Here is a 12,755-nt window from a genome sequence, read left to right as displayed (position 1 = left end):
TATTTTATCATTTGAACAAAAAAAGCATCTCAGAAGAAACACTTTGAAATGAATATTAATATTCAAAAGTTCCGTATTCACTTTTAATAGTTAATTTCTTTACTTCCGAAGCTTCTACTCTACCTACAATTTGAGCATCAATATTGAATGATTTAGAAATATCGATAATGTCATTTGCAATTTCCGCAGGTAGATAAATTTCCATACGATGTCCGCAATTAAAAACTTGATACATTTCTTTCCAATCTGTTTTTGATTGTTCTTGTATCAACTTAAATAATGGTGGTGCTGGAAACAAATTATCTTTTACGACATGTACATTATCTACAAAATGCAATACTTTTGTTTGTGCTCCTCCACTACAATGTACCATTCCATGTATTTTATCTGATTTGTATTTCGATAAAATTTTCTTGATAACTGGTGCATAGGTTCTCGTTGGTGATAAAACTAACTTACCTGCATCTATAGGACTATTTTCAACTGTATCGGTTAATTTTGCCTGACCTGAATATACTAATTCATTTGGAACTGAATTATCGTAGCTTTCAGGATATTTTTCTGCTAAATATTTCGAAAAAACATCATGTCGTGCAGAAGTCAATCCGTTACTTCCCATTCCTCCATTATATTCCTTTTCATAAGTTGCCTGACCGAATGAAGCTAATCCTACGATTACATCACCAGCTTGAATATTTGCATTATCAATTACATCGGAACGCTTTATTCTTGCTGTAACAGTTGAATCTACTATTATTGTTCGTACTAAATCTCCAACATCGGCAGTTTCTCCACCAGTTGAATGAATTGTAACCCCATGTTGTTTTAAATCGGAAATTAACTCTTCTGTTCCATTAATAATCGCTGACAAGACTTCTGCGGTAATAACACTTTTATTTCTACCTATTGTTGAAGAAAGCAAAATATTATCTGTTGCTCCAACACATAATAAATCATCAATATTCATTATTAATGCATCTTGCGCAATACCTTTCCAAACTGAAATATCTCCAGTTTCTTTCCAATACATATAAGCTAATGATGATTTTGTACCCGCACCATCTGCATGCATAATGATACAATATTCTTCATCATTTGTTAAATAGTCAGGAATAATTTTACAGAATGCTTTTGGGAACAATCCTTTGTCAATGTTTTTGATGGCATTATGCACATCTTCCTTAGAAGCAGAAACTCCTCTAAGATTGTAGCGTTGGCTCGTTTCAGAACTCATTGAAAGTAGTGTTGTTTTAAACTGAAAAGTTTCAGTTTATAGTTGTTGCGCAAAGATAGTTTTTTAAATTAAAACTTAGAAATTTGACATTAGAAAACTGCCTAAATTTTCACTTTAAGCACTCCTTTAACTAATTCTGAGTCATTATTTGGAAATAAAATATTCGTAAAACTATAAGAAGTGTAACATTCTTCTTTTTGAGAAGTTACATTGTATTTTAATACAATCTCTTCTGTAATCATTGTGGTTTGATTATTCAAAGTGATTTTTATTTCTATATTATTTGCTACAATTGTTGTCTTAGGAAACAATTGAATTGTATTGATATCTGCAATAAAATTATACAACACATCATTACCAATAACGTCTGTTATTTTAACATCGTTTTCAGCAAAAGTTTCATTTTCGAAAACATTCTCTCCTGTTGTTTCGTCAATTATTTCAACAAAAAATGTTGCTGGTATTGGTTTACTATCTTCTACACATTTATCTGTACAGTTTATAAACAATACACTAACTAACAAAATAAAAAATATTTTCTTCATATTTATTTACTAATAATTTCTAACTCTACTCTTCTATTTTCAGCAGCTTTTTCTTCTGTTTCTTCAGGTATTGAATGCAATGGCTTTGTTACCCCAAATCCGGTAACAAAAACCCTTTGTTGCGATACTCCTTTAAACACCAAAAACCGTCTAACTTGTTTTGCTCTTTCTAAAGACAAATTTCTTCTATCCTTATCTACACAGCAAATATGTCCTTGTATTTGAACTCTTAATGTTGGATTATTTTGCATTACAAACAACAAATCATATAATGCTCCATTGGAATCTTGTGTAATTGCAAATGTATTTTGATGAAAATTTATATTTTTTAAAATTATTTTATCGCCTTTTTTTGCATGCTTTATTTTTTCATGCAATGGAGCATTTTCATCAACAACTGTTGTATCTGAAACTTCTTTTATACCTAAAATTTCATTCTCTCTCTCAAGATCCTCTTCAAGTATATAGAAAACTGTAGTTCTTCTGTTTTCTGCATCATTTCCTGTTTGAGCAAATTTTTCTCCAAAACTTCTAGATTTAAAATCTCCTCTAATATTTATTTTATCTTTAATGTAGTCAAAAACAAAATCAACTCTTTTTTGAGCCAAACTATCATTATAACTAGATGTACCCACTTCATCTGTATACCCATTAATAGCTACAATTTTAGATGCTTTATTTTTACTAATCCAGTCTTTTAACTTCGCTTCTTCCTTTGCGTTTAGTTCATACTTATTACTTTCAAAAAAAACAGACATTTGCTCTTGTGCAAAAACTGCATTAATTAAAAATAACATTAATAGCAACAAACCAACTCTCATAGTTAAATTTTTATACGAAGTAACAATATTTTTACTATATAAAAAAATGCTGTAAAAAAAAACCTACTCAAAATGAGTAGGTTTCCTATTATATTAGTTCTTTTTGAAAACAAATACTATTTTCAACACCTATATATTGTCCGTAATTAGGAATCACTTTATAATTACTTTTATTATAAAACTGGATCGCTTCTTTTTGCCTTACACCTGTTTCTAATATACATTTATTGTAAGACAGTTCGAAAGCCCATTTTTCTAATTCATCAATTATTATTCCAGCAAAACCTTTACCTCTTGCTTCTAGTTTAGTAAACATTCGCTTCACTTCCATGGTATCATCATCATATTTTTTAATAGCTCCACAAGCAACAGCACTATCATTATCATACAATACTATTACATTATTTATTGAATCAATCTTATTAAACTGATCGTAAAAACTATGCTCTTCACCATCTTTTTCAGCGAGATAGATATCCAATTGACGTACCAATTCTATAAAATCAACATTCTTAGAATTCGTTTTTACAATTTTAATCATCTTACAGATTATCTAACGAATAACAATTCTCTATATTTTACTAATGTCCACATTTCGTCATCAATAAGCAATTCTAACTTATCAGCATGATAACGAATCTCTTCAAAATATGGTTTCACATTATTACAATAAGCAGTCGCCATATCTACAGCACTTTCAATAGTGTTTGCTTTCTTACGCTCTTCTGTCATTGCTTCAACCTTTGTGTTAATTCCTTCTATATGCTCAGAAATTTCTCTAATTAATGAGATTTGTTCTTTTCCGATTTTCTCGAATTCATTTCCGAAAATTTCTTTTAATCCCTTAACATTTTCTATTAAAGTATTTTGATAACGAATTGCTGTTGGCACTACGTGATTGCGAGCAATATCTCCCAAAACTCTACCTTCAATTTGAATTTTCTTAGTATACTCTTCTAGTTCAATTTCATAACGAGCTTCCACTTCAACATGATTCATGATGTCTAACTCTTCAAACAAATCCATTGCTTTTTTAGAAACCTTAGCTTTAAGTGCTTCAGGAGTTGTTTTATGATTACTCAAACCACGTTTTTTAGCTTCCACTTCCCATGCCTCACTATAACCATCTCCTTCAAAAAGAATGCTTTTAGTCTGCTTAATATATTCTCTTAAAACATTAAATATTGCTTCGTCTTTCTTTAATTCCTTTGTTTCAATTAATGCATCAACTTCTTTCTTAAAGTCTTTCAATTGTTTTGCTACAATTGCATTCAAAGTCGTCATTGATGTTGCACAATTCGCTGTTGAACCTACTGCTCTAAACTCGAATTTATTCCCTGTAAAGGCAAAAGGAGACGTTCTGTTTCTATCTGTATTATCCAATAAAACATCTGGCAATTTACCAACAACATTTAATTTTAAATCTGTTTTCTCCTCAGGAGACAATTTACCTTTAGTAACACCTTCTAATTCAGCTAATACTTTAGTTAATTGTTGCCCGATAAATACCGATATAATTGCAGGTGGCGCTTCGTTTGCCCCTAAACGATGATCATTACTAGCCGACGCAATAGATGCACGCACTAATTCTTCATAATCATGAACTGCTTTAATAGTATTGATAAAGAAAGTTAAAAACTGCAAATTACTCATTGGAGTTTTCCCTGGAGACAGCAAATTAATCCCAGTATCTGTAGCTAACGACCAGTTGTTATGTTTCCCAGAACCATTTACTCCTTTAAAAGGTTTTTCATGAAACAAAACCTTATAATCATGGCGTTCTGCAACTTTTTGCATCACATCCATCAACAAGGAATTATGATCTACAGCTAGATTAGTTTCTTCAAAAATTGGAGCTAATTCAAATTGACTTGGAGCAACTTCATTATGACGTGTTTTAACTGGAATACCTAAAAGCATACATTCGTTTTCTAAATCACGCATATAATTTAACGCACGAGAAGGAATTGACCCAAAATAATGATCATCCAATTGCTGTCCTTTTGCTGCAGTATGCCCTAATAAGGTTCTTCCCGTAGCTAACAAGTCAGGTCTAGCATTAGCCAAAGCTCTATCAACTAAGAAATATTCTTGTTCCCAACCAAGAGTTGGTGTAATTTTTTTAACATTTTTATCAAAATACTTAGCAACTTCTGTTGCTGCATGATCTATTGCTTGAAGCGCTCTTAACAAAGGTGTTTTGTTATCTAAAGCCTCTCCTGTATACGACACAAAAATAGTTGGAATACATAAAGTAGTTCCATAAATAAACGCAGGAGATGTTGGATCCCAAGCCGTATAACCTCTTGCTTCAAAAGTATTTCTAATTCCTCCATTTGGAAATGAAGAAGCATCTGGTTCTTGTTGTACCAATTGAGTTCCTCCAAATTTTTCAACTGGGTCACTACCATCCATAGATGTTTCAAAAAAAGCATCGTGCTTTTCCGCAGTTGTTCCAGTTAATGGTTGAAACCAGTGTGTATAATGAGTGACACCTTTATTTAACGCCCATTCTTTCATTCCCATTGCAACATATTCCGCAACATTACGGTCTATTTTTGTTCCAAGTTGTATTGCATTCTGAACTGCTTTATACGCATCTGGCGTTAAAAACTGACGCATTGCTTTATCATTAAAAACATTGCTACCAAAAATAATTGATTTTTTTTCTAATTTTTCAACAAAAACTGGCTTTCTACCAGCCGTTTCTTTCAGTGCACTAAAGCGAAAAGTTGACATAAAATTGTGTTTTTAAAAGTTATACCCTCATGTTTACATTGCAAATATATCTAATTTTATTATTAATTCAAAAAACACCCCTAAAAAAATAGGGTTATGAAATTAAATATTAAAAAACCACACCCAGTACTAAGTTATCAACATTTTAAACTTGAAATTGTTAGTAATTTATAAATATTGCGTTACTTTGCATGAAATTACATATATTAATTTGTTATGAATTATACGACAAATCAAAAAACAAGATTTCTTATACTTATATTAGGTATACTACTCTTTAAATCCAATGCTCAATCACAATGCGCTGGAAGCGACAATTCCATTACCATTTGTAATAAAGAAACATACAATCAAGGTATCGGCAATTCTAATGGAGTGGTTGATTTATTCAACCTATTAGGAACAGCAACATCTGGCGGAACTTGGCAAAATATAAATAGCGCTAATGGTTTCAATCCAGTAACAGGTATATTAACTACTTTTCAAACTACACAAGGTGGAGTCTACAACTTTCAATACACTATTAATGGAGTTCCTGGTTGCACTGACAACACCTCTATTATTACAGTGACACTTGGTGGTTTTCCTGGCGTTAACAATCCAAGTGCAGTAGCTTGCGACAACAATACTTCCGTTCCATTATTTAGTTTTCTTGGAAGCAGCCCTAATCCTCATTTTAATGGAGTATGGTCTGGAGGACCAGCAGGCGCTATAACTGGAAATTTCTTTAACGCACAACTTGCAGGAATTGGAACATATAATCTTTTTTATACTGTTCCAGCAGTAGGAACTTGTCCTTCGAGAGTAGCAAATGTTTCACTAACTGTACATCCATTACCTGAATCTGGGACGCCAACGAATTTAACATATTGTGAAACCGATGATTTCTCAGGTTTAACAAACGTAGATTTATTCAATCAATTAACTGGAGAAGATGGAGGCGGATTTTGGACTGATAATTTTCCTACAGGCGAAATATCTGGTACTGGAGATTCATTTATAAATATACAAAACATATTCACAAACTTTGGACCTGGAACATACACATTTACTTATAATGTAAATCCAACCCATCCTATATGTACTCCTGCTTCTTCAAATATTGCAATCATAATTGAACCTGTTCTAGATATAAATGGATCAACCATTACCATTCTACCAAGTCCAATCTGTTTTGATAATTTAAGCACCACTACACTAACTGCTACAATTACTCAAGGAGCAAATCCAATTCCAGATGGCACTTATAACATAACTTACAATCTTACAGGTGCAAATACTGGAACAGAAACAATCAATGTAACTTTTAGTTCAGGTTCAGGAAATTTCGTTATTAACTCTACTTTTGTAAATACTGTTGGAACAACCACTTTAAATATAAATAGCATAACCAATACGAGTTCAGTTACAAACTGTACTCGACCAATAACTAATCTAAATACTACTTTTGACATTCTCAAAAATCCAGACATTAGCAATACCAATCTTACTGTTGAAGACTTTTGTTTAGGACAAACTGGACAAGCAATAATAAGTAACATTAATAATTCTAACATCTTATTATCTGACGATAGATACATAATCACTTACACAATTACTGATCCGAACGGAATAACAACAACAGAAACAATAAGTCTTATTATTACTAATGGTAATGGAATTTTTTCGATATTAGATACATTAACATCTATTATTGGAAACTATACAATTACAATTACAAATATTGAAAATGAAGATTCAGGCTGCTCCACAATTGCCAATCTAACAGACACTTTTGAAGTATTACCGTTACCAAACGGAGCAAATATGGTAGTTACAATTGACGATGTTTGCTTCGGAAGCGATGTGATTGTATCTATTACTGGAGCAAATAGTCTTGTTGACGGCTTATACAATTTGACATATACTATTTGGGGAGCAATAAATGCACCAAATCAAGTCGAAAACAACGTTAATTTCACTGGTGGAAATGCAACATTCACACTACCCTCTGGAATTTTAGTACCTGGGACATCGTCTTTAATAATTACAATTCTAACAAATTCCATTAGTGAGTGTTCAAGTAATAACACTTTAAACATAGGAGATGTTTTTGAAATAAACCCATTACCCGATACGACAGGCGCAATTATTTCTGCTGATGATATTTGTATTTCAGATGCCGAAGTAATTACAATTCAAAACGCAACAAACCTTCAAAATGGAAATTATACAATTATTTACGATCTATCTGGAGCCAACAGTAGTACCGCAAACACAGAAGTGGTAATATTTACTTCAGGAAATGGTAGTTTTACAATCCCTTCAACGTTATTGATAAATGGAGGAACGACTACTATTATAATTCAAAACATAATAAACAACACTACATTATGCGGAAACAACAATCTATCTGCCAACCCAATCAGTTTTAATATTACCGATCCTGGCACACCTGTACTTTCTCCTAATGGAAATATTTTTTGCATTCAAGATATAGAAAACCCTACAATTGCTAGCTTAACAGCAAACATAACTTCATCAGGAACTATTACTTGGTATGATGCTCCTACTGGAGGAAATGCTTACGATTCAACAGACCCTATTACAAACGGAACTACTTATTATGCATCATTAACCTCTTCAAGTGGTTGTGAAGGAATAAACAGATTGGAAGTTACAGCAGACTTAACAAATTGTCCTAATTTATTCATTCCAGATGGGTTCTCTCCTAATGACGATGGATTAAACGACACATTCTATATCAAAAATATTGATGTTTTATTCCCTAATTTTTCATTAGAAATTTATAATCGCTATGGAAATGTAGTTTATACTGGAAACATAAATACACCTAACTTTAATGGTAAATCTAATAAATCTACCATGATAGGAAACGAGATATTACCAACTGGTGTTTATTTCTACATATTACATTATAACGACTCTCAAGGAAAAAAACCAACACAAGGAAGATTGTATTTAAGCAGATAATTGAAGATGAAAAAAATAATATACATATACGCATTTTTGTTGTTAGCAAATCATTTTACTTTTGCACAACAAGACCCACAATTCACTCAATACATGTACAACATGAGTATTGTGAACCCTGGATACGCGACAGATGACTTAGGAGTTATCAATCTCGGAGGAATTTACAGATCGCAATGGGTTGGAGCCGTTGGAGCACCTTCAACAGCATCACTATTTGCACATTTCCCTTTATCCGAAAAAATAGAATCTGGGTTAAACGTTATTAAAGACGAATTAGGCGAAGGTGTTTTAAACGAAACTACACTTTCCGCAGATTTAGGCTATAAAGTTACATTGAGTAAAAAAGCAAAATTATCTATAGGATTAAAAGCTGGTGTTAATTTCTTTAATACTAACTTCAATGGTTTTCAGTTGAACGACGACTCAATTGGAACTGATAATGCTTTTCAAAATCTAAATGAAACCTTTCTAAATTTAGGTGCTGGTCTTTTTTATTTTACAGACAAATACTACCTAGGCTTATCTGTGCCAAACTTTTTACCAAACAAGCAACTTAAAGAAGCAAATGGTATTAGCGCAATTGGTACCGATGAATTACATTATTTTTTTACAGGTGGTTATATATTCAACCTTACTGATAATATTAAGTTCAAACCTGCATTTATTACAAAATTAGTACAAAACGCTCCTTTATCTGCAGATATAACAGCTAATTTCATGTTTTATGACCAATTCGAAATTGGTGTTGCTCACCGTATTGATGATTCATTTAGTGGCTTAGTTAATTACAAGATTACACCTCAATTGAGAATTGGGTACGCATATGATCATACGATTAATAATTTAGGTAGATTTAATTCTGGTTCGCACGAAATAATTTTATTATTTAACATTGACACTTTAAACAATAAAGGATACGATAAATCACCTAGATTCTTCTAAAAGAAATTCCTATGAAAAAAATATTTTATATATACCTCTTAGCAACAATAAGCGTTTTTGCTCAAGAAAGCCAAATCAAAAAAGCAGACAAGTACTTCTCAAAAGCATCATTTGAAAAATCTGCACAACTTTATACTACATTAATATCAGGTGGGAATTCTGATTCTAAAATTTTAAAAAAAGGAGCCGATTCTTATTATTTTATTTCCGATTTTAAAAACGCATCCGATTTATATAAGAAAATCATTTCCAAAGAAAAGGATTCTATAGAAGATCACTATATTTTTCGCTATGCACAATCTCTAAAAGCAATTGGAAAGATTGAAGAGTCTAACAAATGGATGAAAATATACGAAAAAGACATTCCCGAAGTTATTTACAAAGCAAATCTTGATAAATTAGAAAGCATAAAAAAACAAGGTAATAAATTTGAAATAAAAAACGAAGCAATTAATACTTCAAAGTCAGATTTTGGACCGAGTTTCTATAAAAATCAATTAGTATATTCTTCTCCAAAAAAGAACAGAGGTTTATTTTCAAAAAAATACAAATGGAACGATCAAGCCTACCTTGACTTATTTGTTGCCACTATAAATAAAAATAGTCTTGACAGTTTATCTAATCCTTTTTCAAAAGAGTTAAATTCCAAGCTTCATGAAGCAAATGTTACTTTTACAAGTGATGGAAAAAAAATATATTTTACAAGAAACAACAGTAATAACGGGAAACGGGAAAAAGACGAAAATAAAATTACACAATTAAGCATTTACTCTGCCGATTTAATTGATGGTGTTTGGAAAAACATTACTTCATTACCTTTTAACGGAAATGACTTTTCAACAATGCATCCTTCATTAAATAAAGAAAATAATCGTTTATACTTTTCTTCCGACAGACCTGGATCATTAGGTTCTTTCGATATTTTTTATGTTTCCATTGACTCTAACGGTAATTTCGGAAAACCAATAAATCTTGGTGAAGAAATAAACACAAAAAACAGAGAACAATTTCCATTTATTAGCGACGAGGACAAATTATTCTTTTCTTCTGATGGACATCCTGGTTTTGGACTATTAGATGTTTTTATGACAAAAATCACCAATGAAACATATTCCAAGCCATTAAATTTAGGTCTTCCTATAAATACTAATTCTGATGATTTCTCATTAATTTATGATGAGACAACCAAAAGTGGCTTTTTCGCTTCAAATAGAGCAGACGGAAAAGGAGATGATGACATTTATAGTTTTTCACAAACTGTACCATTAGACGATTTTAAATATTATGTTCATGGAACAGTTTTAGATGACGCAACCGATTATATTGTTACAGGTGCTTCGGTTTTCTTATTTGATGAAAAAGGAAACAAAATAAACGAAACAACCATTACTACAAATGGAGAATTCCTTTTCGTTTTAAAACCAGGAACCTATAAATTAAGCGCTTATTACCCTGAATATATTCCTGCAGAAAAAACATTTACAATTCTAGATAACGGAATCGCCGAAACAGAGCAAATTATTAAGATTAAAAAAATTCCAAAAACATTCTTAGAAGAATTAATCGCAGAACAAGGAGATCCTAGAGTAATAACCGATAATGGTGTTTTAATGTTTGATTTACCAGAGATTTTATTTGATTTTGACAAATCAAATATTCGAATAGATGCACAAGTACATTTAGACAAATTAATTGATAAATTAAATCGTTATCCCCTTATTAATATAGAAATTGGTTCTCATACTGATGAAAGAGGAACCATAGAATATAACAACAAGCTTTCTCAAGAAAGAGCTACTTCTACAATGAACTATCTAGTTGATAAAGGAATTGAATCAACTAGAATTACAGCTAAAGGTTTTGGAGAAACAAAACCAAAAGTAGACTGTACAGATCACAAATGTTCAGACGATGAACATCAAATCAATAGACGAAGTGAATTTGTCATTATTGTGAAACCCGAATAAAACATTTAAGACCTCATACTTTTGAGGTCTTTTTTTGTTCCTGTTTCTCAAGAACATCTAAGAATTTATTAGTTAAAACAAAAAAGAGAAGTTTTTACACTTCTCTTTTTTTAGTACTAATTATGAATCAATATTCACAACATAAAATCTTTATTGTTTTTTTAATTCTAATTTCTCTGCAAAATAATCGCAAAAATCTTTCATTGTAGCAGCCATCTTCTCATCGTCTGTTGCACGTTTAAAAGTATCAGACATTGCTACTAATGTTTGATGAAAAAACAATTTCATTTCATCTACAGGCATATCTTTTGTCCATAAATCGATTCGCAATGTTTCTTGTGCTTTAGCATCCCACAAAGAAACCATCATTGCTTTTGCTTCTTCTTCATCAACACCACCGTCTTGCGCTGTCCATGTTAATTTTTCCGGTATTCTATTTTCGTCTAATTCTACTAAGAATTTTATTTCTGATGTTTTAGTTGCCATTACTATTTGGTTTATATTTTGATTTTTCAAAAATTACTTTAGCATCTTCTGCTAACAATTCGTTTAAAGTGACATTATTATTCTCCATATAACTACGAACAATTTGCCATCCAATCCATTGTCCAACTCTTCCAGGTGACTCCGCATCTATATCCTGATAAAATTTAGAAAATGGTGCTTCGTTCATAAATCGATACTCATTCTTCACATTTGATTCGTACAACAAATTATTACTAATGAAATAACTCCATATTTGGTATTCATTTTCCTTACACCATGCTAATTGTTCTTCCGTGTAGGCAATCTTTGCCGCATCTGAAGTTGTACTTAGTAATTTATCTTTTAAATACAATTCCTTCCCCTCATAGATCATTAAAGACAATAAGTTACGGTTTTTAGGAGTAGCTATTTTACCATCGGAAAAACTAGATACTAAATCTGGTAAAATTTGATTTTCTTCTAATCTAATTCTTTGAAAAGCATCAAATGGAGTATAATAACGGTGGTCTTTTCCTAAATAACAATCTAACGCTATTAGTACAACTTCTGGAGCATATATTGCACTAGAAGTTATGTCTACTTTATTTACTAAAGTAATTACCTTAGGTGTTTTATATTCTGGAAAATAAAATTGCACATGCTTAAACAAATCTGTTAAACCTCCTTCTAACTTCTTTGTGTCTCTATATTTTATTGAAATTTCATGACTCACCTCTTTAAACAGCGAATCTGTCATGAACTCAATCCATACAGAATCTGTTTCTTCTTTAGGAAATAAAAAAGGATATTCTCCTTTTAGTTTACCCAAGTCTTCAGGTTTAGTCTCAAAAAATAGTTGATCAAAACGTTCCAAGTTAAACGTTACAGGTATTTGCTTGATTTCAGCTTCAACTTTATCTTCATTCTTACAAGAAAAAAATAAAACAAATAGGAAAAAAACAAAAAGCTTCTTCATGTTTAGGTATTTTTTTTAATTTTATACAAAATTTAAAGGAGTTATAGCCTCCTAAAAAATAAAACGCAAATATACAGTATACGTTACTAA

The 12,755-nt window shown here is 31.3% G+C and carries 10 protein-coding genes; 3 read left to right on the top strand and 7 right to left on the bottom strand.

The features are described from left to right. Positions 1–55: 55 nt before the first annotated feature. From L2Z92_RS09950 to L2Z92_RS09930, 5 genes are all read right to left on the bottom strand, one after another. On the bottom strand, positions 56–1,234 hold the full coding sequence (locus L2Z92_RS09950; protein WP_236458751.1) for an AIR synthase related protein: 1,179 nt from the start codon (positions 1,232–1,234) through the stop codon (positions 56–58). 101 nt (positions 1,235–1,335) lie between these two features. Then, complete coding sequence (locus tag L2Z92_RS09945; protein ID WP_236458749.1) at positions 1,336–1,779, bottom strand: hypothetical protein; 444 nt, start codon at positions 1,777–1,779, stop codon at positions 1,336–1,338. Positions 1,780–1,781: 2 nt separating this feature from the next. Beyond that, positions 1,782–2,600 carry an OmpA family protein gene (locus L2Z92_RS09940; protein ID WP_236458747.1) on the bottom strand — a complete coding sequence of 273 codons (819 nt, stop codon included), beginning with the start codon at positions 2,598–2,600 and terminating at the stop codon, positions 1,782–1,784. Between the two features lie 88 nt (positions 2,601–2,688). Beyond that, positions 2,689–3,141, bottom strand: a complete 453-nt coding sequence (locus L2Z92_RS09935; RefSeq protein WP_236458745.1) for a GNAT family N-acetyltransferase — start codon at positions 3,139–3,141, stop codon at positions 2,689–2,691. Positions 3,142–3,149: 8 nt separating this feature from the next. Continuing rightward, positions 3,150–5,339 carry a glutamine synthetase III family protein gene (locus L2Z92_RS09930; RefSeq protein ID WP_236458742.1) on the bottom strand — a complete coding sequence of 730 codons (2,190 nt, stop codon included), beginning with the start codon at positions 5,337–5,339 and terminating at the stop codon, positions 3,150–3,152. A gap of 216 nt (positions 5,340–5,555) precedes the next feature. Here L2Z92_RS09930 and L2Z92_RS09925 point away from each other — a divergent pair, with 216 nt between their 5' ends. The 3 genes from L2Z92_RS09925 to L2Z92_RS09915 are packed head-to-tail and all read left to right on the top strand — an operon-like array spanning position 5,556 to position 11,224. Then, the gene (locus L2Z92_RS09925; protein ID WP_236458741.1) at positions 5,556–8,312 is read left to right on the top strand and encodes a gliding motility-associated C-terminal domain-containing protein; all 2,757 of its coding nucleotides are present in this window, start codon (positions 5,556–5,558) and stop codon (positions 8,310–8,312) included. 6 nt (positions 8,313–8,318) lie between these two features. After that, entirely contained in the window at positions 8,319–9,257 is a 939-nt protein-coding gene (locus L2Z92_RS09920) for a PorP/SprF family type IX secretion system membrane protein (RefSeq protein ID WP_236458739.1), read from the top strand. A gap of 11 nt (positions 9,258–9,268) precedes the next feature. Beyond that, positions 9,269–11,224: an OmpA family protein gene (locus tag L2Z92_RS09915; RefSeq protein ID WP_236458737.1), complete on the top strand. Its 1,956-nt coding sequence runs from the start codon at positions 9,269–9,271 to the stop codon at positions 11,222–11,224. A gap of 150 nt (positions 11,225–11,374) precedes the next feature. Here the strand turns inward: L2Z92_RS09915 and gldC are convergent, their stop codons facing one another. Further along, complete coding sequence (gene gldC / locus L2Z92_RS09910; protein ID WP_236458735.1) at positions 11,375–11,710, bottom strand: gliding motility protein GldC; 336 nt, start codon at positions 11,708–11,710, stop codon at positions 11,375–11,377. Beyond that, positions 11,700–12,665 carry a gliding motility lipoprotein GldB gene (gldB, locus tag L2Z92_RS09905; protein WP_236458733.1) on the bottom strand — a complete coding sequence of 322 codons (966 nt, stop codon included), beginning with the start codon at positions 12,663–12,665 and terminating at the stop codon, positions 11,700–11,702. Before gldB ends, gldC begins: the two co-directional genes overlap by 11 nt. Positions 12,666–12,755 lie beyond the last annotated feature (90 nt).

Source organism: Flavobacterium jumunjinense (assembly GCF_021650975.2).
GTDB lineage: Bacteria > Bacteroidota > Bacteroidia > Flavobacteriales > Flavobacteriaceae > Flavobacterium > Flavobacterium jumunjinense.
This window is presented reverse-complemented; position numbering and strand designations above follow the sequence as displayed.

What these genes read in the sequence shown, in the direction of transcription:
- L2Z92_RS09935 (WP_236458745.1), bottom strand. Translation starts at nt 3,141, where the DNA reads ATGATTAAAATTGTAAAAACGAATTCTAAGAATGTTGATTTTATAGAA.
- L2Z92_RS09915 (WP_236458737.1), top strand. Translation starts at nt 9,269, where the DNA reads ATGAAAAAAATATTTTATATATACCTCTTAGCAACAATAAGCGTTTTT.
- L2Z92_RS09930 (WP_236458742.1), bottom strand. Translation starts at nt 5,339, where the DNA reads ATGTCAACTTTTCGCTTTAGTGCACTGAAAGAAACGGCTGGTAGAAAG.
- L2Z92_RS09920 (WP_236458739.1), top strand. Translation starts at nt 8,319, where the DNA reads ATGAAAAAAATAATATACATATACGCATTTTTGTTGTTAGCAAATCAT.
- L2Z92_RS09925 (WP_236458741.1), top strand. Translation starts at nt 5,556, where the DNA reads ATGAATTATACGACAAATCAAAAAACAAGATTTCTTATACTTATATTA.
- L2Z92_RS09940 (WP_236458747.1), bottom strand. Translation starts at nt 2,600, where the DNA reads ATGAGAGTTGGTTTGTTGCTATTAATGTTATTTTTAATTAATGCAGTT.
- gldB (WP_236458733.1), bottom strand. Translation starts at nt 12,665, where the DNA reads ATGAAGAAGCTTTTTGTTTTTTTCCTATTTGTTTTATTTTTTTCTTGT.
- gldC (WP_236458735.1), bottom strand. Translation starts at nt 11,710, where the DNA reads ATGGCAACTAAAACATCAGAAATAAAATTCTTAGTAGAATTAGACGAA.
- L2Z92_RS09950 (WP_236458751.1), bottom strand. Translation starts at nt 1,234, where the DNA reads ATGAGTTCTGAAACGAGCCAACGCTACAATCTTAGAGGAGTTTCTGCT.
- L2Z92_RS09945 (WP_236458749.1), bottom strand. Translation starts at nt 1,779, where the DNA reads ATGAAGAAAATATTTTTTATTTTGTTAGTTAGTGTATTGTTTATAAAC.